The sequence below is a fragment of the Streptomyces sp. NPDC002324 genome (assembly GCF_053593335.1).
Genome location: NZ_JBSFCF010000048.1, coordinates 1 through 22,008, shown reverse-complemented (window position 1 = coordinate 22,008; position 22,008 = coordinate 1). Strand labels below are relative to the sequence as shown.

21 protein-coding genes and 2 pseudogenes are annotated in these 22,008 nt (G+C 69.9%); 10 read left to right on the top strand and 13 right to left on the bottom strand.

Annotation, left to right across the window (positions count from 1 at the left end; genetic code table 11):
• The first annotated feature begins 302 nt into the window (after positions 1–302).
• From ACWCRJ_RS38780 to ACWCRJ_RS38760, 5 genes are all read left to right on the top strand, one after another.
• A complete protein-coding gene (locus ACWCRJ_RS38780) occupies positions 303–1,259 on the top strand; it encodes a hypothetical protein (protein ID WP_450943704.1) in 957 nt (318 codons plus the stop codon).
• A gap of 110 nt (positions 1,260–1,369) precedes the next feature.
• Entirely contained in the window at positions 1,370–2,455 is a 1,086-nt protein-coding gene (locus ACWCRJ_RS38775; protein ID WP_450943703.1) for a maleylacetate reductase, read from the top strand.
• Positions 2,448–3,194, top strand: coding sequence for an alpha/beta hydrolase (locus tag ACWCRJ_RS38770; protein ID WP_450943702.1), 747 nt, complete (start codon positions 2,448–2,450; stop codon positions 3,192–3,194). The genes ACWCRJ_RS38775 and ACWCRJ_RS38770 overlap by 8 nt, the downstream gene beginning before the upstream one ends.
• Positions 3,195–3,299: 105 nt before the next feature.
• The gene (locus ACWCRJ_RS38765) at positions 3,300–4,028 is read left to right on the top strand and encodes a GntR family transcriptional regulator (RefSeq protein ID WP_450943701.1); all 729 of its coding nucleotides are present in this window, start codon (positions 3,300–3,302) and stop codon (positions 4,026–4,028) included.
• Positions 4,029–4,214: 186 nt separating this feature from the next.
• Positions 4,215–5,486 (top strand): Nramp family divalent metal transporter, encoded by a 1,272-nt coding sequence (locus ACWCRJ_RS38760; protein WP_450943700.1) that lies wholly within the window; start codon positions 4,215–4,217, stop codon positions 5,484–5,486.
• Between the two features lie 295 nt (positions 5,487–5,781).
• Here ACWCRJ_RS38760 and ACWCRJ_RS38755 read toward each other — a convergent pair whose 3' ends face one another.
• Positions 5,782–6,588, bottom strand: coding sequence for an ABC transporter permease (locus tag ACWCRJ_RS38755; RefSeq protein ID WP_450943699.1), 807 nt, complete (start codon positions 6,586–6,588; stop codon positions 5,782–5,784).
• A pseudogene (locus tag ACWCRJ_RS38750) lies at positions 6,585–6,782 on the bottom strand (ABC transporter ATP-binding protein); the annotation flags it as partial. The pseudogene ACWCRJ_RS38750 and the gene ACWCRJ_RS38755, both read right to left, overlap by 4 nt.
• Positions 6,783–6,850: 68 nt before the next feature.
• Between ACWCRJ_RS38750 and ACWCRJ_RS38745 the strand changes: the two are divergent.
• From ACWCRJ_RS38745 to ACWCRJ_RS38735, 3 genes are all read left to right on the top strand, one after another.
• Positions 6,851–7,102 (top strand): hypothetical protein, encoded by a 252-nt coding sequence (locus ACWCRJ_RS38745; RefSeq protein WP_450943698.1) that lies wholly within the window; start codon positions 6,851–6,853, stop codon positions 7,100–7,102.
• Positions 7,103–7,108: 6 nt separating this feature from the next.
• Positions 7,109–8,251, top strand: a complete 1,143-nt coding sequence (locus ACWCRJ_RS38740) for an NAD(P)-dependent alcohol dehydrogenase (protein ID WP_450943697.1) — start codon at positions 7,109–7,111, stop codon at positions 8,249–8,251.
• Between the two features lie 69 nt (positions 8,252–8,320).
• Positions 8,321–9,832: an aldehyde dehydrogenase family protein gene (locus ACWCRJ_RS38735; RefSeq protein WP_450943696.1), complete on the top strand. Its 1,512-nt coding sequence runs from the start codon at positions 8,321–8,323 to the stop codon at positions 9,830–9,832.
• On the opposite strand, the gene ACWCRJ_RS38730 is transcribed toward ACWCRJ_RS38735, so the two are convergent.
• From ACWCRJ_RS38730 to ACWCRJ_RS38715, 4 genes are all read right to left on the bottom strand, one after another.
• Positions 9,803–10,753, bottom strand: coding sequence for a terpene synthase family protein (locus ACWCRJ_RS38730; RefSeq protein ID WP_450943695.1), 951 nt, complete (start codon positions 10,751–10,753; stop codon positions 9,803–9,805). The two genes, ACWCRJ_RS38735 and ACWCRJ_RS38730, sit on opposite strands and share 30 nt — an antisense overlap.
• Before the next feature lie 362 nt (positions 10,754–11,115).
• On the bottom strand, positions 11,116–12,564 hold the full coding sequence (locus tag ACWCRJ_RS38725; RefSeq protein ID WP_450943694.1) for an FG-GAP-like repeat-containing protein: 1,449 nt from the start codon (positions 12,562–12,564) through the stop codon (positions 11,116–11,118).
• Positions 12,565–13,041: 477 nt separating this feature from the next.
• Positions 13,042–13,596 (bottom strand): hypothetical protein, encoded by a 555-nt coding sequence (locus ACWCRJ_RS38720; protein ID WP_450943693.1) that lies wholly within the window; start codon positions 13,594–13,596, stop codon positions 13,042–13,044.
• A 563-nt stretch (positions 13,597–14,159) separates the two neighbouring features.
• Positions 14,160–14,570 carry a peptidoglycan-binding domain-containing protein gene (locus ACWCRJ_RS38715; RefSeq protein WP_450943692.1) on the bottom strand — a complete coding sequence of 137 codons (411 nt, stop codon included), beginning with the start codon at positions 14,568–14,570 and terminating at the stop codon, positions 14,160–14,162.
• Positions 14,571–14,893: 323 nt separating this feature from the next.
• Here ACWCRJ_RS38715 and ACWCRJ_RS38710 point away from each other — a divergent pair, with 323 nt between their 5' ends.
• Positions 14,894–15,745 carry a helix-turn-helix domain-containing protein gene (locus tag ACWCRJ_RS38710; protein ID WP_450943691.1) on the top strand — a complete coding sequence of 284 codons (852 nt, stop codon included), beginning with the start codon at positions 14,894–14,896 and terminating at the stop codon, positions 15,743–15,745.
• On the top strand, positions 15,738–16,628 hold the full coding sequence (locus ACWCRJ_RS38705) for a helix-turn-helix domain-containing protein (protein ID WP_450943690.1): 891 nt from the start codon (positions 15,738–15,740) through the stop codon (positions 16,626–16,628). Before ACWCRJ_RS38710 ends, ACWCRJ_RS38705 begins: the two co-directional genes overlap by 8 nt.
• A 385-nt stretch (positions 16,629–17,013) precedes the next feature.
• Here ACWCRJ_RS38705 and ACWCRJ_RS38700 read toward each other — a convergent pair.
• The 7 genes and pseudogenes from ACWCRJ_RS38700 to ACWCRJ_RS38670 all read right to left on the bottom strand — a co-directional run.
• Positions 17,014–17,283: pseudogene (locus ACWCRJ_RS38700) on the bottom strand (alpha/beta hydrolase); the annotation flags it as partial.
• A 242-nt stretch (positions 17,284–17,525) separates the two neighbouring features.
• Complete coding sequence (locus tag ACWCRJ_RS38695; RefSeq protein ID WP_450943689.1) at positions 17,526–18,704, bottom strand: sialidase family protein; 1,179 nt, start codon at positions 18,702–18,704, stop codon at positions 17,526–17,528.
• Positions 18,692–19,264: an RICIN domain-containing protein gene (locus ACWCRJ_RS38690; protein WP_450943688.1), complete on the bottom strand. Its 573-nt coding sequence runs from the start codon at positions 19,262–19,264 to the stop codon at positions 18,692–18,694. The genes ACWCRJ_RS38695 and ACWCRJ_RS38690 overlap by 13 nt, the downstream gene beginning before the upstream one ends.
• 613 nt (positions 19,265–19,877) lie before the next feature.
• On the bottom strand, positions 19,878–20,105 hold the full coding sequence (locus tag ACWCRJ_RS38685) for a zinc-binding dehydrogenase (protein WP_450943744.1): 228 nt from the start codon (positions 20,103–20,105) through the stop codon (positions 19,878–19,880).
• Between the two features lie 140 nt (positions 20,106–20,245).
• Positions 20,246–20,782 (bottom strand): AAA family ATPase, encoded by a 537-nt coding sequence (locus tag ACWCRJ_RS38680; protein ID WP_450943687.1) that lies wholly within the window; start codon positions 20,780–20,782, stop codon positions 20,246–20,248.
• Between the two features lie 200 nt (positions 20,783–20,982).
• Complete coding sequence (locus ACWCRJ_RS38675; protein WP_450943686.1) at positions 20,983–21,462, bottom strand: nuclear transport factor 2 family protein; 480 nt, start codon at positions 21,460–21,462, stop codon at positions 20,983–20,985.
• A gap of 172 nt (positions 21,463–21,634) precedes the next feature.
• Positions 21,635–21,841, bottom strand: coding sequence for an RICIN domain-containing protein (locus ACWCRJ_RS38670; protein ID WP_450943685.1), 207 nt, complete (start codon positions 21,839–21,841; stop codon positions 21,635–21,637).
• Positions 21,842–22,008: the final 167 nt, after the last annotated feature.

Here is a 22,008-nt window from a genome sequence, read left to right as displayed (position 1 = left end):
GAGGAAGACCAGACCGCGGGTCGTCGTACGGGAGGCGTACCGCACGATGAGCACCTCGTACGTGTCGTCGGCGAGTGATGGGCTCACTGTCACCCCGTATGATTGTCGGACAATTACTCGAGACGCACGTTAGCGCAGACCAGGGCGCCCCGCAACGGCCGAAGCGACCCCCTTGCATCGCCGGCATGGCCACAAACGGCGAAACTCCGTATTGACCTCGGGCGTCATATCGTATGACAATCATACGGCCTGCTGAGAGCCTCACTTCCGGCACGGCACTACCAGACAAGGAGACCCGAGCTATGACGTATCTCGTCGGCTCCCACCACGTGACGCTGTCCGTGGGTGGTGCGCAGGAGGACGTGGACTTCCACACGCGAGTCCTGGGCATGCGCTTCATCAAGAAGACCGTGCTGTACGACGGTTCGACGCCGATCTACCACTTCTACTACTCCAACGCGAACGGCGACCCGTCGTCCGTGGTGACCACGTTCCCGTGGGCACAGGCGGGGCTGTACGGCAAGCGGGGCACCAACCAGGCGCGCGAGGTTCTCCTCTCCGTTCCGGCCGGCTCCCTCGACTACTGGGTGAAGCGGCTGGGCGAGCACGACATCGAGGCCAGGCGCTTCGAGGCCCTCGGCCGGGGCCGGGTCGCCTTCCTGCACCCCTCCGGCATCGAGTACGTTCTGGTCGGCAACGAGAACGACCCGCGCGAGGGCTTCTCCGGCAACGGCGTGGCCCCCGAGGCCGCCGTCCACGGCATCCACGGCATGGGCATCCACGTGTACGACCAGGACCGCATGGTCGACTTCGGGAACGAGGCATTCTTCTCCCAGGGCAAGGTCGAGGAGGACGGCGACCTTGCCTCCTTCCAGGCCGGCACCCAGGAGTACGGCAACTTCATCGAGCTGCGCGGGAACCGCTCCGACGACCAGGGCACCTGGCGCTACGGCGCGGGCACCTACCACCACTTCGCCTGGAACCTCGACACCCTGGAGAACCAGGCCGCCGTCCGGTTCGACATCGAGGGCGCCGGCTACACCGACATCTCCGAGCTGAAGAACCGCACCTACTTCAAGTCCCACTACGTGCGGACTCCGGGTGGCGCCCTGTTCGAGCTGGCGGTCACCGATGACGAGGGCGGCTGGGACTGCGACGAGTCTCCCGAGGAGCTCGGCAAGAACTTCATGCTGCCGCCGCAGTTCGAGAGCGAGCGGGACGACATCCTCGCCCGTCTGGAGCCGGTCACGACCGACTGACGCTCCCCGCCCCTCCGCTCTCCCGGATCCGCCCGGGGCCCGGGCGCACCCATCACGCCCGGGCCCCGGCGCGCACCACCGTCCCCGCCCGCCCCCGACAGGAACGAACAGTGAGCCTCACCTTCGAGAACATCACGCTCGGCCAACGCGTCCTCTTCGGGTACGGCCGTGCCGCCCGCAACCTCGCCGCGGAGGCCGGCCGCCTGGGCGCCCGCAGAGTCATGGTGATCGCCGCGCCGGCCGAGGCCGCGATCGCCGACCGCGTCACGGCGGACCTCCCGGTGGTGCTGCGGCACGCCGACGTCCGGCCCCACGTACCCGTGGAGCAGGCCGAGGCGGCCCGCGCCGCGGCGTCCGCGTGCGACGCCGACCTCGTCGTCTGCGTGGGCGGCGGTTCCACGACCGGACTGGCCAAGGCCGTGGCGCTCACCACGCGACTGCCCATCGTCGCGGTGCCGACGACGTACGCCGGCTCCGAGGCCACGAACGTCTGGGGACTCACGGAGGCCGCCCGCAAGACCACCGGTGTCGACGACGCAGTCCTCCCGGTCGCCGTGGTCTACGACTCGGAACTCACCGTGTCGCTGCCCGTCGGTCTGTCCGTGGCATCCGGACTCAACGCGATCGCCCACTGCGTCGACTCCATGTGGGCCCCGCGGACCAATCCGGTCAACCAGGCCTTCGCGATGGAAGGCCTGCGGGCCGTCGCGGACGGACTGCGCCGGATCGTCCGGGCACCGGACGACATCGGCGGACGGGACGCCACACTGTACGGCTGCTACCTGTCCGGGGTGGCCTTCGCCTCCGCCGGCTCGGGGCTGCACCACAAGATCTGTCATGTGCTGGGCGGAGCGTACGACCTGCCGCACGCCCAGACCCACGCCACCGTGCTGCCCTACGTGCTGCAGCTCAACGCGCCGGGTGCGCCGGACGCGGCCCACCGGATCGCCGCCGCTCTGGGCAGCGCCACGCCGGTGAGCGGTCTGAACGCGCTGCGCGAGACGCTCGACGCCCCGCGCGCACTGGCCGACCACGGAATGCGCCGCGAGGACATCCCCGAGGCGGCCTGCCTGATCCTGCCGTACGTGCCCCAGGACAACCCCGTTCCGGTCGGCGCCGAGGAACTGACCGACCTGCTCACCCGTGCCTGGGCCGGGGAGCCACCACGAGACAGCGAGGCGGTCCGAGATGCCTGAGAGGCCCGGGACAGAGACGACGGCTTTCACCACCGCGCCCGACAACCCGCACCTGGCGCGCCCGCCACTGCCGCACGGGGCGCCCCTCGACCGGGCCGGGCTGGTGGTCTACGCGGTGCACGGGCGCGGGCAGGGCCCGGGCTTCATGGTCGAGCAGGCCGATCGGGTCAACCTCCCCGGCGTGGCCTGGGTCGTCCCGGGGGCGGCCGGCGACACCTGGTATCCGCGCGGCTTCCTGGCACCGCTGGAGGAGAACCAGCCGCACCTGGACCATGCCCTGGACACGGTACGCACCCACCTCGCCGACCTGGAGCGCATGGGCTGGGCCGCACGGGACGTGGTGCTGTTCGGCTTCTCCCAGGGCGCCTGCCTGCTCTCCGAATACCTGCTGCGGGACCAGCCGTCGTGCGCCGGCGCGTTCCTGCACACCGGCGGCTACCTCGGGCCGGTGGCCAAGCCCTGGGCCTCGCGGCCGGAAAGCGGCCTGCCCGGCACCGAGATCGTGCTGTTGTGCGCACAGGAGGACGAGTTCGTCCCCCTCGTGCGGGCCGAGCGGACGGCCGGCGCCCTGGCTTCCCTGGGCGCGAGGATCGAGCTGACCACGTACGACGACCCGCTGCACCACCTCAACGAGGACTCGGTCGTCCGTCTGCGGCGTATGCTGCGCACGCGCCTGCTGGAGCGGGCCGAGGTGGTCACGGAGAGCGGGCACCGGAGCGAGAGCCGTCCCGCCCCGTGACGACGACCGCGGCGACCGCCCCCGACGCCCCGTGCGGGCTCATACGGCGAAATCGCACCACACAAGGCATTGATTGTATGACGAGCCGGCCGTAGCCTCGCTGCCGTGGAGCACGAAGGCTCATGGGCGAGGAAGCCCCACTCGCGCCTGGAGTCGGCCTCGCTGATGGCCGACTCCAGGGACCGCGTGCTGCGGACGGTGCGCGAGGACATCTGCTGGTCACGGCTCATTCCAGGGCAGCGGCTCGACGTGAACCTCGTCGTGGGACGTACCGGCGTCGCGCGGAGCGTGGTACGGCAGGCCCTCCGTGACCTGTGCGACCAGGGCTGGCTGACCACCGTGGACGAGGAATGCGTGGTGGGCGTGCCCTCGCCGGAGGAGGCCGCCGAGATCGACGAGGTCCGGCGTGCTCTGGAGGAGGTCACGGTGCGGCGCTTCGTCGCACATGCCTCCGACTCGCAGCTGAGGGCACTGCACGGCGCCTTGATGGAGTTCGAGGACCTGGCGGAGCTTCCCCCGGACCCGTCGGCCCTGCTGCAGGCACGGGACAACTTCTACGGACTGCTGCTGCGTGCCGCCGGCGTCATGGTCACGCTGGACGCCCTGGTGAAACTGCGGGCACGGATCATCGTGCTGATGTGTGCCTCCCTGTACTCGCCCGGCCGCGCGCGTGCCGCGGGAGCCGAACTGCGAGCCGTCTACGAGGCGCTGGCCGATCGCGACGCAGAACGGGCCGTCCTGGCCTGCGCCACGCATGTGGACCGTTCGTACGAAGCGGGCTTCCGGGCACTGGCCGCCCTGGGCGACCCCGAGCCCGGCACCTCGCTGAACTGAGCGCGGCCCGCGGGCCCAGGCGGCGGCCCGGGCTCGAATCCCTTTGATCCCACTCCATTGCTCGGACTCATGCCTCGAAGTATTGTATGACAATACTACGCACACACGGTCTGACGTGACGGTTTCGTCAGTCGGTGCCGACATGCGTGTACTCGCTCCCCCTTCCCGACTCACAGGAGCCCTCTGATGAGCACCGGCACCTCCGCAGCAGCCCCGCCCCTCACCCAGGGCCTCGACCTCCGTCGAGCCGTCCGCCGACGCCGACTCGCCTTCTACGGACCTGCTTTCGTCGCCGCCGTCGCCTACGTCGACCCCGGCAACTTCGCCACCAACTTCCAGGCGGGAGCCCGGCACGGCTACCTGCTCGTCTGGGTCCTCGTCTCGGCCTGTGCGGTCGCCATGTTCATCCAGTACCTGTCGGCCAAGACGGGTCTGGCCACCGGACGTGACCTGCCGACGCTGTGCCGGGACAGCTTCCGCCGCCCGGTCGTGGTGGGACTGTGGGCGCAGGCCGAGGTCGTGGCCATGGCCACCGACCTGGCGGAGTTCGTGGGCGCGGCGATCGGTCTCTATCTGCTCTTCGGTGTGCCCATGCTGCCCGCCGCGCTGATCACCGCCGTGGTGAGCTTCGCCATCCTGGCCCTCCAGCGGCGCGGCTACCGCCCGTTCGAACTGGCGATCGTCTTCCTGCTCGGCGTCATCGCCCTGGGCTTCGCCTACACCCTCGTCGCCGCCGGCGGCCAGTCCGCCTCGGGGCTGGCTTCGGGGATGACTCCGGCCTTCCGCGGCACCGACTCGGTGGTGCTGGCCATCGGTATCATCGGTGCGACGGTCATGCCACACGTCATCTATCTGCACTCGGCCCTCACCGCGCAGCGGCAGGCGCCTGACGGCCCGGCGGAGCGCAAGCGTGCCCTGCGCACCCTGCGCGTCGACACCACGCTGGGCCTGAGCCTGGCCGGACTGATCAACCTCTCGATGCTCTGCGTCGCCGCCGCCGTCTTCCACGGTGCCCCCGGGGGTTTTGACGGCAGTCTCAGCAGCGCCCACCAGGGCTTCGACCGGCTCGTCGGCGGCGGCGCCGCGCTCGCCTTCGCCGCCGCGCTCCTGGCGTCGGGCCTCTCGTCCTCAGGCGTGGGCACCTACTCAGGCCAGGTCATCATGGAGGGCTTTCTGCGGATGCGGATCCCCCTCTTCCTCCGACGGGCCATCACCATGGCACCCGCGCTGGTCGTCCTCGCGCTCGGCTTGTCGCCGGACACGGTTCTGCTGGCGTCGCAGGTGGTGCTCTCCTTCGGCATCCCGTTCGCGCTGGTTCCCCTGGTACTGATCAGCCGCCGCCGGGATCTGATGGGAGATCTGGTCAACCGCCGCGTGACCACGTTCGTGGGGTGGGTGGCGGCCCTGCTCATCTCCGGTATCAACCTCTATCTGCTGCAGCAGGTCTTCTTCGGCTGAGGTCAAGGGAGTCGGGCCCGGCCGGTCCGCTGTCGGACGGACGGGGTCCGACGCCCCTGACACCCGGCCGGGCGACCTCCCTACACGTGCTCGAAAGGATGCGTGCACCGCTCGCGCCGACGGGATCGCCGAGCGAGATGCCGGAGCGCAGCCATCGAGGCGCTGCTCGTGACTCCTCCCCCGGCCGGAGCCGGGGGTTTCTCGTCATGCCGGGTCTGCGTGGCGAGGGACTTCTCTCCAGCCGCCTGTTCACCCGGGAAGCGGCACCTCGTCTTTTCCGCCTCGAAGTGACCCGTCATAGGTGTGACGGATGTGGAGGAGAAAACTCGTCACCCGGGTCGGCCGTGGGCACGGCGCGGACGTGGTGGCGGAACACGAGCAGGCCGGCGAGGGTCGCGCCCGCGAACCAGGTCAGCTGGACCGCCAGGTCCCGGAGCGGAACCGTGGCGGAGAAGCCCGCGGCGGTGGCGGTCTGCATGGCTCCGTACGAAGGCAGCAGGCGGACCAGCGGGCTGTCGGCTCCGGAACTCATGACGGGGTTCTGCAGCGCCAGATCGATGATGCTCGTCATCACGATGACGAACATGCCCTCGACCTCCCGGTTCAGCACGCAGCCGAACCCCACGCCTAGGGCGCCGTACGTCAGGGCGGCGCAGAACAGCGCGGCGAAGAGCGCCAGGGGCCGGCTGGGCGACACGGTCAGGAACGTGACCGCGGTGGCATAGGCCGAGACAGCTGCGGCGGACAGGGCGAGGGCGGCCACCTTGGCGAGGACGAGGTGCGGCCAGGGGTAGCCGGCCGCAGCCAGGCGCCGGTCGAAAGCGCTCCGCTCGAAGGCCGCCGCGAACATCATGAACCCGGCGATCAGGGTGACGGCGTTGAGCGCCCCGCTGATCGCGGTCAGCTCGTTGCCCGGAGGCGTCAGCCACTGCCCGGTGGTCCGCAGCCGCACCGGCGAGGGTGTGTCGGGCATCGCCAGATACGTCAGAGACGTCCACAGCGGCAGGAAGACGGCGACCAGGACCAGGGCGAACCGGTTACGGGCGTGTTCGATCAGCGCGTAGCGGGTGGCGGTGACGAGCAGGGACACGTGTCCCTTCATCGGGCGTCCACCGGCCCTGGCCGCAGTAATCCGTCGCTCAGCGTCCACACCTCGTCCAGGCGGTCGATGTCGTGGGCGAGATGGGAGACGACGAGGATCGAACGACCGGAGTCCCGCAACTGCCCGGCGAGCTCCCAGAACCTTCGACAGGTGTCCCAGTCGAAACCCTGATACGGCTCGTCCAGCAAAAGCACGGCTCCGGGCCTCCCACCTCACCTTCCGCATCGACTACTTCCGTCCGACGGCCACCCTGACGGTCCGGATGCTGCCGGAGGGGATCGACGTCATCGAGGGGGCGACGGACGTGCGCCCGGACGTACGGCTGGCCATGTCCGCCGACAACGGCGACCGCTTCTGGCGCGGCGAGTACAACGCGGCCGTCGGTCTCGCCACGGGGGAGGTCCGTGCCCGGGGGCCGGTGAGCAAGCTCCTCGGTCTGCTGCCCCTGGCCAAGCCCGTCTTCCCGCTCTACCGGGAGATGGTCGCCGCCAAGGACCGGAAGACCGGGCGGTGAACCCCCGTGCCCCAGCACGCCGTTGAGGCGACAGCCGCCCTGCAGCACACACCCGGTGCGCCCTTCGCACTGGAGTCCGTGGAGCTCGGCCCGTTGGCGGCGGACGAGATCCTCGTCCGCATGGCCGGGGTTGGTGTGTGCCACACGGACTGGACGGCCGCCGCCGGCACGGTACCGCTGCCGACCCCCTACGTCCTCTGGCACGAAGGCGCCGGCACCGTGGCAGCGGTGGGTGCGGAGGTGAGAGCACTGGCCGTCGGCGACCAGGTGGTGCTGAGCTTCGACGCGTGCCGGTCCTGCCCGCAGTGCAGGGCGGGCCATCCCGCCTACTGCGTCCTGTCCGCCGCCCTGAACTACACCGGCACCCGGCCGGACGGCACAACGACAATGAAGCTCAAGGGACGGCCCGTGCACGGCAGTTGGTTCGGGCAATCCTCGTTCGCCACGCATGCCGTCGCGAGCGTCCGCAACGCCGTCAGGGTCCCGGCCGGGTTGGACGGCCCGCCCCTCGACCTGCTCGGTCCGCTCGGCTGCGGGCTGCTGACCGGCGCCGGGACCGTCTTCCGGGTCCTGCGCCCACAGGCCGGACAGAGCATCATCGTCTTCGGGCTCGGGACGGTCGGGCTGAGCGCCGTCATGGCCGCTGCCGTGACCGGCTGCGACCCCCTCGTCGGCATCGACCCCAACCCCGGCCGCCGTCGGACGGCGGAGGCCCTGGGATGCACGCACACCCTCGATCCCGCCCACACCCTCGATCCCGCCGCGGTGGAGGACATCGGGTGGGCCCTCGCCGAGATCACCGGCCTGGGAGCGGACTTCACGGTCGACACGGTCGGCTCCGGGACGGTGGTCCGTCAGGCGCTGGAAGCCCTGCGCACCCCCGGTTCCTGCGCGACGCTCGGCCTCCAGGCCCTGGAGAACGAGATCACCATCGACCAGGGGCACCTGATGATGGGCCGCACCCTGACCGGCGTGATCGAGGGGGACGCGGAGCCGCGCGTCCTCGTCCCCCGGCTGATCGAACTGTGGCGCCAGGGACGCTTTCCCTTCGACCGGCTCGTCGAGCGCTACCCGTTCCACCGCGTCGGGGACGCCGTGGACGCGGCCCGCGCCGGGAAGGTCATCAAGCCCGTGCTCGTCTTCGACTGACCAGGACCTGCACGCCCCCACTCCCTGTCGAGAACCATGTCCGCCACCGACCGCGCAGGAGGCCCACCAGTGCACGAGGTTCCGCACGCACTGATGCACATCGACGGAAAGTGGATCGACAGTCCGGACCGCTACGAGATCCGCAGCCCGGCGACGGAGGAACTCGTGGCGACCCTCGCCAAGGGCCGTCGTGAGCACGTCGACCAGGCGGTCGCCGCCGCGCAGGCGGTCTACGAGCAGAGGACCTGGCGCGCCACACCGTCCACCGAACGGGCGGCCGTGCTGCGCGAGGCGATCGACCACCTGGTGCGACGCTCACACGAACTGGCCCAGATGCAGGTCAGGGAGAACGGCGCTCCGGTGCGTCTTGCCGAGGCACTGCACATCGGGACGTCCCTGGCCCATCTCCGCTACCAGGTCGACCTGGTGGAGCGCTACGAGTTCGAACGGCCGGCGGCCATGCTCTCGCCCGTGCTGGCGGCCGGGCTGGTCCGGCGTGAGCCGCTCGGCGTCTGCGCCGCGATCGTGCCGTGGAACTTCCCACTCGTGCACGCCGGCTGGAAGGTCATCCCCGCGCTGGCCGCGGGCAACAGCGTCGTCACCAAACCCGACGAGCGGGCTCCGCTCACCATCGTGGAGCTCGTACGCGAACTCGAGGCGGCGGGTCTGCCGCCCGGAGTGCTCAACCTCGTCACGGGGGAGGGCCCCGAGGTCGGGGGACGGCTCGTCGAACACCCCGACGTCCGCAAGATCGGTTTCACCGGCTCCACCCGTGTCGGCCACGACGTGCTGCGCCGGGCCTCGGGCGGCTTCCGGCACCTCACCCTGGAGCTGGGAGGCAAGTCGGCCAACATCGTCCTCGATGACGCCGATGTGACGACCGCCGTCGACGGTGCCCTCTTCGCGTGCATGACGTACTCGGGTCAGATCTGCGCGGCCAGGACCCGCCTGCTGCTCCCCGACGCCCTGCACGACACGTTCGTGGACCAACTGGTCGAACGGGTTCGGGACTTGCGCATCGCCGACCCGCTGGACCCGCTGACCGATCTCGGCCCGCTGATCTCACGAGACAAACGCGACCACGCGCTGGCCTGCGTGTCCGCCGCCGTCGAGCAGGGCGCCCGCGTCGTCCATGGCGGCGGGGTACCGTCCGGTCCGTCGTTCGTGCGCGGGCACTGGATGGAACCCACCATCCTCACCGACGTCACCCCGGACATGCGGGTCGCCCATGAGGAGGTCTTCGGGCCCGTCCTGGCGGTCATGCGCTACCGCACGGCCGAGGAGGCCGTGCAGATCGCCAACGGCACCGAGTACGGCCTGGCCGCCGGTGTCTGGAGCCGCGACAACCAAGCGGCGCTGGACATCGCGGAACGTCTGGAGACCGGGGTGGTATGGATCAACGACTGGTACGCGCTCCCGCCGCACTTCCCGCTCGAGGGCTGCAAGGAGAGCGGGATCGGCCGGGAGAGCGGTGAGCACGCCCTCGACGAGTACACCCAACCGAAGGCCGTCTCGATCGACCTCTCCGGCGGTGCGGAGTCCAAGCTCTACTCACTGCTGCTGGGTGAGCGCTCTTCCTGACGCCTGCCCGGTCTGGTCCCACCACCACGAGACGCTCGGACAGGGCAGCGGATCGGGATCGCCGCTCGACGGCTGGTCCGCCCAGCAGCCGGACAGTGAACCGACCGGACCGACCGCTGCCCCGTTCTCCGCCGACACGCCCGTGTGGCGCGGGGCCGTCATCCCCCATTCCACGTGGCCCCGCAGGGCCTGGCCCAACTGCTCCAACAGATAGCGCAGGGGCGCGGGGGCGCCGACCAGGAGCTCCTCGCGCAGCCCCAGGAACAACCGCATGGCCCGATCCCGTACCTTCATCGTCTCGTCGACAGCCTGCTGAACCGAAAGCCCCCGGGTCGCTTGCAGGACATTGATCAGATTCAGGTCGTGGACGGATTCCTTGCGGTACGAGAACAGGTCGTTGTCGAGGGCGCCGACCATTCCGGCGCTCTCCAGGCACGCCAGCACCGCCGGGGACTGCCACATATCGTCGGGCAGCGGATCGGAGCCGCACATCTCGATGAGCACGATGGTGAGATGGCCCGCCACGTCGTCCAGCCGGATCGACAGGTACTGATCCTCGGTCAGCGGTCCGGGGCCGTGCAGGGCGCTGATGCCGCGAACCGCGCCCGCGAAGCAGCGACGCATCTCGTGGGTCAGTCTGCCGACCCGGCCCGGGGAACTCGCCTTCCTGAGCCGGTTCATCACATCGACCAGGGCCAGGGTGTAGGGGTCGTCCGCCCCGGAGACCCGGTAGCCGGGCGACTCCATCACCCGCATGACTCTCCCTGCCTGTTCAATGATTGCTCCGAACCCGCCTGCCGACGGGGAGCCGTCGAAGAGCAGGTCCTCCGCGAGCAGCACCAGATGGGCAAAGCAGGTCAGCGTCCGGAAGACCTCCTCGTTCTCCGGCTGAGGAATCATCAGGCCCATCAGTGAACGCACGCGGATTTTGCATTCCCCGCAGTTTCCCGTCACCCATTCGCCCCGGCAGAGCGCACGGACTCACACCGAGGGCTGGTACGACAAGCGTGCACCGTGAGTCCTGCGTAGTGCGCCCGGGCGGCGCCGGTTGACAGCCGTCCAGTACAGCGTGTCGTCGTTGCCGCGGAGACACCGCGACTCTTGTTCGAATGTGCTGTCCTCTCGGACGCACCGTGACACGTGCGACCGAGACAGATCGCGGACCGGACGCTGTGAAGCGGCGAAAACCGCGAGGGTGCCAGCGCCCCGGCCGGACGTCTGCCCCGAAGGGCCGTGCTGCCGGGCCACCGGACGGTGGCCCGGCAGCACGGCACGGGCTGGACCTACTTGGCGAACTCGCGGCCGAAGAGCGCGCCCTTCTCCGGCGCCCCCAGGACCGAGGGCCCGAACGACGTGATGTTGGTCGTGGTCAGCCCGGCCCTGGAGCCGCGGAACAGCCACACCGCGCCGGAGTTCTTGTACGTGCCGTCCTCCTTGGGCGCGGCGACGGCGAGGTCGGCGCGGTCGTTGGCGTTCACGTCGAGCAGGGCGACGTTGCCGCCGAACTCGTCACCGGCCTCGGAGGCCCCGGGCACCCCGGAGTCGGACTGGTCGAAGGCCTGGGCGCCGGTGCCGGTGAGCCCGGAGGCACCGCCCTTCAGCAGGACGACCGAACCGGCGTCGCGTATGGAGCCGATGTCCTCGCCGGGGACGCCGGCCGCGATGTCCGGGTAACCGTCGCCCGTCACATCGCCGGCGGCCAGTGAGGCGCCGAACTGGTCCCCGTAGTCGCTGTCGTCGTCGTTCCGGTAGCCGGCCTCGGAGACGCCGGGCACACCGGCCGTGTTCTGCGTGATTCGCGTGACCCGGGCGCTCGGTCCGTCCGGGCCGCCGTAGACGACCCGGACGTTGCCCGCGTCGTACATCCGCATCTCGGAGACGGCGTCGACCTGCCGTCCGACATAGTCGCCGTAACCGTCCATGTTCACGTCGGCGACAACACCGCCGACGGATGCGGACCCGGTCGACCTGGAGTGCTCGGTGTCGATGCCGGTCGCGGTGCCCGGCCACCAGAGGGTCCCGTACGACCGCTCCTCGAAGCCGTGGGTGGTGACGAGGTCGTCCTTGCCGTCACCGTTCATGTCACCGGCGATGACGTCCCAGGTCTCCTTCTTCTCGTTCACCGGGAAGACATTGGTGCCCGCCGGCGCCCCGTCACGGGTGAACGGTCCCAGGCGGACCTGGAGGATGCCGTCATTGCCGAGGGCGAGGTCGTCCTTGCCGTCGCCGTTGAAGTCGCCGCCGGCCAGTTTGCTGACGGTGCCGCTGAGCGCCGTGGCGGAGGTCAGGCCGCTCGCGGAGCCCCACAGCACGGCGGCACCCTTGTAGGCGCCGACCACGAGGTCGGTGTAGCCGTCCCCGTCGAGGTCGCGTGCGGCCGTGGACATGCCGAAGCGATAGGGCGAGGGCTCGCCGGGCACCCACGACAAGGCCTGCGAGACGATCAGAGGGTGCGCGGTGTCGGCGCCGGCCGCGGAGCCGTAGACAACGGCGACATAGCCGGCGAACTCGACACCAGAGACGGTGGCCTCGGGCGCCGCGGTCGCGAGGTCGGCGAAACCGTCGCCGTTGAAGTCGGCGCTCGGTGCCTTCGGGACCGCGGCAGCCGGGGCGGCGACGACGAGCGGAGCGGCCAGCAGCGCGGCGACGACGGCCGCGCTGCCCGCGACCGTGCGGCTGCTCGTACGACGGGCGGTGCCGGGGATCGTACGACGGCTGGTGCGAAGAGGCACAGATTCTCCAGGAGTTGGATGAAGTGACGGGATGCCGGTTGTTCACATCCGATCGTTCGACCATCGAGGGTGCGCAACGGTTGCTGGGTTTCACCTGCATGTCGCGGCGTGCGGACTGGTCCGGTGTTCACCCTTGTCGATGACGTCACTCATGTGCGCACGACGACAGTGGTGGCCGACGAGAACTCGCCAGTTGTTCAGGCGAGCGATGCCCTGCTCGACGCGGATCCGCCGTGAGGACCATCCTCGACGATCTCCACCGCGGGGCCGTCGGCCGGAAGTCTGACCAGCCCTGACTCGCGGGCTCAGCCGGGCTGCAGTACAGGAGGCGGCCGTCGGCGGCCGCGAAGACCTTGGGCTTGGCTGAACGCTGTGCCTGCTCTCCGGCAAGCGGGCCTTTGCGCGCGCGTCGTAGCGGCCCTTCGGTGGGGAGACCGGTTCTCGCCGGGCGTGATGAGCGCAGATGAGCTTCGGTGCCTAGGGATTGCTCCGGCACGCGGACCAGATCTCTTCGAGCAATGCCGGGTACTCCTCGCCGTAGGTGACCACGCCCGCGTATACCGCGTCCAGGGCGGCCTGGAGCGGGTCGGCTCCGGCGGCATCGACCAGTGCGGGCAGGGCCATGTGCGGCTGCGACATCCGCAGGGACGGGTCGGGAGCACCGAAGACGATGGCCATGGTGTGCGAGGCCGGGCTGTCGTCGGGCTGCGGTGCGGACGGGCTCGGCGGCTTCACCGCAGCAGCCGCGGGGCCCACCACCGGCGGTGGCACCGGTGAGGGCTTCCGCAGAAGCACCTGTCCTCTTGAGGGGCCAGGCGCGCGGTAGGGCGACCGTCGAGGCGGGATGGCCCGAGCGACGGTCCTGTTCGGGACGCGCGGGTCCGAATCCAGTACCCGCCACAGGCGGTCCGGGTCGTCGAAGGGCGGCGGCAGCGGACGGCCGGCGGCCAGGGCCGTGAGTGCGTCGGCGATCCAGTCCAGGCCGGTCAGACCGGCCCTCTCGCAGGCCCGGCGGGCCGCGAACAGGGCCACCGCGCGTTGGGTGGCGGGGCCGGCGGCGTCGATGGCGTGCAGGAGTGCGGGGTCGAAAGCGAGCAGGCCTCGGACGTTGCCGCCGACGGTGCGCAGGGCCTGACTGGGCAGCTGTCCGCCCCATTCCCACCGCTCGTGAGCGAGCAGGCTCTCTCGTCCCGAGTTGACGTTGTCGCCGAACGATCCGCTGACGTAGACGGGCGCATCCGAGTCCGGACATACCAGGCTCGCCGGGCACCTCCAGAGTGACGGCCGATTCCCCGTTCGTCCCGAGCCCGAGGTACGACGGCAGCAACCGGCCGGTGCACCAGCCAGCGGCCGACAGCCCGCGTCCGGAGGGCTCGAGCGCTGGCACCATCGAGGTCGAGCCCCCTCACGGCCACTCCACGGGAAGCCGACACTGCAGCCACCAGTGGTGTGTGGCCCCACTGCCCCCGGAGGCTCGCCGGCTCGAACACCTCCTTCACCGCTGAGCTGCCCCCGTCGCCGACTCACCCTGGCCCGGCCGGACCGTACGAGGCCCCGACCGGAGGCGGTCCACAGCCCAGCGCGCTACGCCACGGTCAGCAGGAGAGACGGCGGAGGCGGGGCCAGGTCTCCTCGCCGACCAGACCGTCCTCGTCCAGGCTGCCGTTGCAGGCGTCGTTGTAGATTTCTTGGAACCTCTTCGCCGCCGCCTTGGAGTTGTTGCCGAAGATGCCGTCGACCGTCCCCGGGTTGTAGCCGTGGTACTTCAGGATGCACTGCGCTTCCTTGCCGGCGGCGGTCACCTGCGAGGAGGAGGGGATGACGGTGTTGCCGTTGTAGTAACCGGCGGAGAGCCGGCCGCTGGAACTCATGTTGACGTCGCACGGGAAGACCGCGGCCGCGGCGGTTCCGGCTGCGACGGCGACACCCCCGGTGGCCGTGCCGCCCACCAGGGTGAGGGAGGCGAGCATGATCGCGGTGCGTTTGCGGGCTGCGCTGAGTGCCATGGGGTACCCCCGGAAATGTGATCTGGATATCGGTCGTGTTCGGCGGACGGCCCGGTGAACCGTGCCCTCCGGTCGAACGAGATCCATGCTGGAGGGTCGGGCTCCCCATCGGCGACAGAACCCGCCCGGTTGGGACAGCACGGGATGCATCCCACTCTGACCTGCTGGGACGTGATGCGGGACGACGCGGCGGCGGGATGTGGGGGTGGCGTGAAGGCGCGAGGGGCGAAAGAGGTGGGGAACGTGAGTCCGGAGGGTCGTATCTCCGTACGCTTAGCCAAACGTTGAAGCCGCACACAAGGAGTGCGCGAAAGGGGGTGGGCATGGCGCGTTGGAAGGCGCTGCCCGAGTCGTTGGATCCGCGGATCCGGCAACTCGTGGTACAGCTCAGACAGTTGAAGGACCACAGCGGTCTGAGCCTGGCCGCACTGGCGAGCAGGACCTCGTACAGCAAGTCGTCGTGGGAGCGCTACCTCAACGGGAAGGCGGTGCCGCCCCGGCACGCCGTCGAGGCCATGGCGGACGTATGCGGCGGTGATCGGATCAGCCTGACGGCACTGTGGGAAGTGGCCACATCCGCTGTCGAGGCGGACCCCGCACCGCCGGGTCCGCAGGAGCCGCAGGAGCCGTCGGAGCCGTCGGAGCAGCCGAAGCAGGAGGCGGCGCGGGAGGACGAGCGGCCACAGGAACCCGCGCAGCCGGAGTCGGCATCCCCGAGCGAGCGGAAGGGCTCCGGCCGACTCCCGCCCAGGGGTCCGCTGGTCACGGCGTCGGCGACCGCCGTCGTGGTCGTGCTCGCCGCGGCGGCCCTGCTGGCCGCACGGCCCTGGGAGTCGGCGGCGGAGCCGCGCGAGCGGAGCAGGAGCACGAGCGTGCCGACCTCCACATACTCCGCGCGGACGTTTCCGTGCCACTTCACGGTGCGCGACGGCCTTCTGTACGCCGGGCACAGCACGACCCTGACGGACGAGTACGGCGTCGGCACCACCGTCGAGGCGGTCGCGGAGGTGCAGTGCCTGGTCAAGGAACACGGCTTCGACCCCAAGGGGATCGACGCGTCGTTCGGGCCCAACACCAAGGCCGCGGTCCAAAGGTTCCAGCGATCCCGTGGACTCGACGACGACGGCATCGTCGGTCCGATGACCTGGCGCGAACTCAGGAAACCGAGTGGCTGAGGGCGCTCGGCCGCAGCCGGGCGGCCGCATGTCGGAGCCGACCGCGCCCGAGGTCCGCCACCTCATGGAGCGGCTGCGGGAGGCCAAGGACGGCACCGGACTCAGCTTCGCCGCGCTGGCGGCCAGGACCTCGTACAGCAAGTCGTCGTGGGAGCGCTACCTCAACGGCAAGACGCTGCCGCCTCGCGACGCGGTGGAGGCGCTCGCGAAGCTGAGCGGCGCGGATCCGGCGAGAATGCTGGCACTGTGGCGGCTCGCGGACCGTGCCTGGAGCGGACGGGACGCGCGCGGCACCGCGGCCGCAGGGGAGACCGGAGAAGCGGAGAACAGGCGCGAAAGCGCGGTGGCCTCCCCGGCGCCGGCGGACGTCCGGGCCGACACGCCACCGCTCGCCCCGAGAGAGGGGAACCTGAGCCGCAGGACCGTGGTGGTCGCGGCGGCGGGGGCCGCTCTGGCCGCCGCGCTGGGCGCGGGGACCTGGACCACCTGGGCATGGACGCACGGCGGCGGGCGCGAGGAAGCAGCGCCCCGGCTGAGCACAGGCCCGTGCCGAGGTGAGAGCTGCACGGGCCGCAACTCCGAACAAAGGGACACGGACTGCTGGACGGACGCGGACACGCGTGCGCGGCGGGAGACCGCCGGCCGGGTCGTGGAGCTGCGCGTCAGCCTGATGTGCCGGGCGTCATGGGGCCGGATCACCGAACCGCGGCGCGGGGACCGGGTGTGGGTCGAGACCACCGACGAGCAGCACCAGTCGGGGCAGGTCGCCGTTCCGAACCGTGCCATCTACACCCTGATGATCGGCATCGAGCGGCCGTCTGACGCACGGGCCTGCTTCGAGTTCGCGGATGGACGGTCCGGTTGCACTCCCTGGGGGCGTTGAGCGGGTGCGGGCTGCACCCCGCCCCGGTCTGCCGACCACGCCCTTCGGCGTAGACGTCGCCCTGTGCCTCCACCCGTTCCACCAGGCACCCGTTCGCGACACCCTCCGCCTGGAGGTCACGGACACGCTCTCCCCCCTGACCAGCCAGGCTCCAGCGCCGCGTGTCTCTACGTCGACGGAACGGGCGTCGGGCCACACGGTCCCGCACCTGTACGCCACTGGCCGCCCACCGGCACGCCGATGGATGACTCGGACCGGTCCGAGGGGCTCGGCCCGTGGTGTCGACGCCACCGTCCTCTGCCGGCCGGCGATCGCCCGGCAGAGCTTCGTCCCCGACGGGTAACGGCCGTGCCGTCGGCTGCCGTGGCACAGCTGATCAGCGGCTGTCGCCGGTGGAGGCGGTCTTGGTGTGGATCGTTCGGCCGTCAGTGAGGACTACGGCGGCAGAGTCGTAACGGTGGTCGAGGGCGGCGATCACGTAGCCGTGGCTGGCCAGTTCCTCCGCCCAGGCAGTGTTCTGGGTGCGCACTCCGCCCGACCCGGGGGAGAACAGTACGACCGGGAACCGTCCGCTCCTGGCGGCCCCTTGGGCGTTGAAGACCGAATGGGTGTGGGCACACGGAATCCCGTGGACGAGGAAGCCGGGCAGGCCAACCTCACACTGCTTCACACACAGTGATCTTCCGTCGGTGCCCCACGTCAACTGAGTCTGGAGACCTCACAGATCGCAGTGGCCCTGGCGGGCCAGAAGGCCCTACCGGCAGTGGAGGCGCTACCGCACAGCGATGGCCCACCCTGGCCCTGTAAACGGGCTGAGCGGGCCGAACTGCTTCGTGAAAATCCGCCGACCCGGCTGCTCCCCCTCCGGAAGCAGTGGGGTCGGCGGAGCCGGTCGGTCTACGTGTCGGAGATGTCGAGCTTGCTCACCAGGATGGCCGAGGTGTCGTGCTCCCAGACGATGAAGTACTTGCCGGGCGCGTACTCATCGCCCATCGGGTACGTGTCCCAGCCGGCGCCGGTGCCGGCCGGTGTCGGGTCGGTGGGGCCGGCGGGGTTGGCGAACACCTTGCTGCTCGACCAGGCCGCGCCACCGGGGTTCTTGGTCCGGTAGTTCAGGACCTGTCGGATCGGGTTCGAGTCGGTGTTGTAGATGGTCAGATACCGGCCGGTGCTGTCCTTGGTGAAGTAGCTCTTGGAGTCGTTGTTGGGCACGTTGGTGTCCAGGGCGAGGTTGCTCCAGGACTCGCCACCGTTCGTGCTGGTGGCCGTCAACGCGAACGTCGGTGATGTGCCGTCAGGGGGACTGCTGCGTGCAACCATGAGCAGCTTGTTCGGGTCGTCCTGGGAGATGACCAACTGCGGTTCGCCGGGCAGGTGGTCGGTCGGGTTGGGGGCGGCGGTCCCGGCCGTCCAGTCCTGGAGGTTGTCGGAGTACAGCGCCCCGACCTGCCTGCCCGTCCACCAGGCCGGCATGACGTATCTTCCGTCGGCCATCTGGACCGGACGTCCGGCGAGGGCGAGATTGCCGTGGTCGGCGAGCGGCAGATTGACGGTGAAGTCGTGCCAGGTGTGCCCCCCGTCGGTGCTCTCCTTGGCGACGATGGCGTCGATCGGCAGGCCTCTGCGGTTCGCGGGCGAGGTTCTGCCCATGTACGCGAGGATGCGGTTGCCCGTCTTGTAGAGCTCGACGTAGTGCCAGGAGTGCTCGCTGGTCTCCTGCGCCAGCGTCTGCGGACGACTCCAGTTCGTGCCGCCGTCGGTGGTGTACGAGTACCGGATGTACCCGTGGTCGACGACCGGTCCCGAGGTGTCGGTGATCACCGTGGCGGTGGTGCCCTCCCGCCACACCACGACCGCGTCGTTCGCGCTGGTGCTGATGATGTCGGGGGTGCGGGGCCCGTCTCCCTCGGTCGCCGTGTTCTGGTAGGCGACCTTCGGGACGGAGATAGTCGCGGCGGATGCGCGGTCCGGGGCGATGAGCAGGGTCACGAGCAGCGCGGCGACGAGACCGAGGAGACTTGCCAGGAGGGCCGGCCGGGGCAGTCGCGTGAACCGTCGTTCCGTTACCAGAGCCATTGCTGATCCTTGTTCGTGCCGCAGGTCCACTGAGCGGGCTTGACTCCGTTGGCCGTTTCGGTGCTGAGGACGGCCAGGCAGAACTTGCTGTTGGCGTTCGTCAGCCGGTCGATGGAGTCGTGTGCCCAGACCTGCTCGACGCCGTTACCGCCGCCGCAGGTCGACTGGACGGAGACGGCCCCCTGCACCTTGCTGTTGCCCGCGACGGCGAGACATCTTCCGCTCGCCAGGTTCTTCACCTGGTAGCCGCCCGTCACGGGGATGAGCGCCCAGTACTGGGTCTCGCTCGTGCTGCACGTCCACTGGATCAGCTCGGCGCCTTCGACGTCCGTGTAGGGGCCCGGAACGGCGAGGCACTTTCCGGTGCCCTGGTTGTAGAGCCGGGCGTAGACGGGGTCCGCGGCGGCCTCGGCGGTGACCGCCGCGGCCGTGGTGGTCGTGGTGGCGCTGGTGGTCTGTGCCGCCGTCGCCGTGCCGGTGAGTGAGGAACCGGTCAGGACAGGCGCGGTCAGCAGGGCGACGACCGCCATGGCGAGGGGAATCCGGAAGGGTCTACCCATGGAGGAGTTCTCTCGATTCGGGTGAAACGTACGTGCTCATCACGTCACCAGAATGCGGAGCGGGTCCTGAGGCTGTCGTTACCACCGGGTCTACAGAGTATTTGACGCTGCGTCTACTCGCCCTCCACCTCGCCTCGCGGCTGCCGTCCGCCGTCCGCCCCGCTGCGCCCGGCTTGAGGCCTGGCGAGCGGCGCGCCCCACTCGCCCGGTACGACCATCACCAGGCCGGCCGCGCCACCGAGCACCGAGCACCGACCGAACGCACAGCGGCGATGGCCGACTGGGCAAGGGCGGAGGAGATCGGCAGCGCTGCTCTTGTCACCGCCCCGGTCCCACACTTGCCGGACTGCCGACCGACGGTGCGCCGACGTTGGCCACTCGTGGCGTAGCCCCGGTCGAGAGAGCGTCGTTGGCGGTCACATCGGCGCGGACCGCGACCGCCGAAGTGGCCAGCCGGGCAAGCGCGAGGTCACGCTCGGACTTCCGGGGCGCCGACAAGGTGGACGGTAGCGCCGGCGATGAACCCCTCGGCGGCGCCGAGCCCCGGGCCGGTGGAGCCCCCGTGACGGCCACCGTGCACCCCTCGCATCCCTACATCGCGACCAGGCTCCTGTCACGCATGGTCGGGGACCAGGACGATCCGGCCTCGGAGCCCGCCCGCAGCGAGGGCGTGGTGGGCATCGGCGACCTGCTCCAGGGGATAGGTCTTCGCCACTCGCAGGCTGATCAGACCGGCGCCCGCATGGGCCGCCAGCTTGTCCAGGCGCCCGGCGTCGGTGTGCCACGCCAGATCGGTCATCCGCACATGGCGGCGCGCTTGGCGCGCGGAGTTGCCGAAGATCCATTTCTCGGGCGCTCTCCGGGCCGGGCCTTCGCGATCCGGGCCTTCGCGGGCCTGGCCCGGACAGTCACCACCGTGATACAGCCGGAGTTACCGGCCCCGGGCGGCCATCGCGCGACTGGCAACGGTGCACGTGCTCCTCAAGAACTGGAAGACGGTTTCTGAACTGCGTCGATCATGATGTCCACCACCTCGGTCACCGGCTTGGATGCATCGATGATCGCTGCGCCATGGCTTTCGTAGATGGCTCGCATTCGAGGATTCCACTTCAGGGCCGCTGCGAGCTCTTCGGGATGTTGACCGAATGGGTTCGTCGTGCGGGTCGCGAGCCGGTGGCGGAGGGTGTCCTCGTTGATCACCAGGCACACGATGACGTCGAAAAGATCGCGGACGTCCGCCTCGTTCTCCGCCGACCCACACAAGAACGCGATTCGGGAACGAGACTCCTTGACGAGGGTCTCGACGCGCTCGCGGACGATCGCCCACCCATATCGATGGAGCCAGCCCTCGGGAACCGGATACGGAGGCTCCATCACGACCTCGCCCGTAGCTCGGTCGATCCAGCGGCAGAAGCCGTCCTCGTCGGCGTCGATCGCGACGTAGCCACGCGCTCGCAACACCCCGCAGACCGTGGACTTACCAGTTCCTGAATTGCCCGTCACCCATACCACTGTCACGCCACCAGCGTAGACACATGACGACCCCGGCCGGCGACGCAGTCGCCACGATCGGGCAAGACGTAGCTTCGACCGATCGACTGCTTTCGGCACAGCAGGCGATTGACGGACGACGGCTGCCCGATCGGCTCTGCCCGTTGATCACCACAACGACACCGCAGCCCGGCGACCTCCGATCCCCCGTCGACAGAGCGGTGCCATCAGGCGCGTGACGGATCCGCGACGGGGAGCCGTTCCGTCCCGCCGCCGAAGGGGAGAAAGACAGTGCGGCTGGCGAGGAGCCAGGAGCCGTCGATGTTGCGGAAGACGTCCTCGTAGTGGCCGATGTTCGCCGGGAGCCGGGGCTCGATCATTCCACCTGAGTAACCGTCGACGCGGTATGTCGTCAGATAGGAGACGGACCGCGCTGTCACCTCGGACTCCACCGTGACCAGGATGTTCGTCATCAGACGCCGCGACAGCCTGTCCTCCGGGCGAGAGGCGAAGTAGCCGCGCAGGGCCTCGCGCCCCTCGACGCGCCGGTCCCCGAAAGGCCAGTGCCAGACGCCGTCGGGCGTGAACAGCTCGGCCACCGAACTCGGGTCGCCGAGGTCAAGGCGGTGGATGAAGTCCACAATGATGCGCTCGCAGGCGCGTTCCGCGAGCATCCGCTCGACCGGGGCCATCCTCTTGTCGTCCATACTCTTCTCTATCAGCACCAACAGGCTTCAGGGCAAAGGCTTTTCTGAACCAACACGAGCAGGAGACGCACTTCGCTCCCCGCCCCACCTCACTCCGTTCACCAGCGGGCGAACCGAGGTCGAGATCGGCCGTGGAGTTCGGACTCTGTCCGCAGTTTCGTGATGCAGCCGGTCAGTAGTGACGCTCTTCGACGACGTTGGCGTTCTCGTCATTGAGGGCGATGAGCTGCCATTCCTGGCTGGTCCCGCCGGTGTCGGGCCACCGGATGATTGCGGCGCCGTCCGCGGTGGAGGCGTACTTGGCGTCGGCGCACCAGCTGTTGGCGACGTTGACCACGCGGTGGCAGCCGCTGGTCGCGGGGCCAGTTTCCAGTCGCACACGAACCAGCAATTCAGAGACCGTTGTCGAGGTAGCCCATGCTCCGACGCGCCCTCACTCTCGTGCCGGCTCGTTGAGCTGGACACCGGCCCCAGGCCGTCCGCAGCCTCCCTGGACGCCTCCGGCATATGGGTCTCGGGGGGGGGGGGGGGCGCCGCCCCGGGCCC

What these genes read in the sequence shown, in the direction of transcription:
- ACWCRJ_RS38780 (WP_450943704.1), top strand. Translation starts at nt 303, where the DNA reads ATGACGTATCTCGTCGGCTCCCACCACGTGACGCTGTCCGTGGGTGGT.
- ACWCRJ_RS38770 (WP_450943702.1), top strand. Translation starts at nt 2,448, where the DNA reads ATGCCTGAGAGGCCCGGGACAGAGACGACGGCTTTCACCACCGCGCCC.
- ACWCRJ_RS38760 (WP_450943700.1), top strand. Translation starts at nt 4,215, where the DNA reads ATGAGCACCGGCACCTCCGCAGCAGCCCCGCCCCTCACCCAGGGCCTC.
- ACWCRJ_RS38755 (WP_450943699.1), bottom strand. Translation starts at nt 6,588, where the DNA reads ATGAAGGGACACGTGTCCCTGCTCGTCACCGCCACCCGCTACGCGCTG.
- ACWCRJ_RS38745 (WP_450943698.1), top strand. Translation starts at nt 6,851, where the DNA reads ATGCTGCCGGAGGGGATCGACGTCATCGAGGGGGCGACGGACGTGCGC.
- ACWCRJ_RS38715 (WP_450943692.1), bottom strand. Translation starts at nt 14,570, where the DNA reads ATGGCACTCAGCGCAGCCCGCAAACGCACCGCGATCATGCTCGCCTCC.
- ACWCRJ_RS38710 (WP_450943691.1), top strand. Translation starts at nt 14,894, where the DNA reads ATGGCGCGTTGGAAGGCGCTGCCCGAGTCGTTGGATCCGCGGATCCGG.
- ACWCRJ_RS38695 (WP_450943689.1), bottom strand. Translation starts at nt 18,704, where the DNA reads ATGGCTCTGGTAACGGAACGACGGTTCACGCGACTGCCCCGGCCGGCC.
- ACWCRJ_RS38690 (WP_450943688.1), bottom strand. Translation starts at nt 19,264, where the DNA reads ATGGGTAGACCCTTCCGGATTCCCCTCGCCATGGCGGTCGTCGCCCTG.
- ACWCRJ_RS38675 (WP_450943686.1), bottom strand. Translation starts at nt 21,462, where the DNA reads ATGGACGACAAGAGGATGGCCCCGGTCGAGCGGATGCTCGCGGAACGC.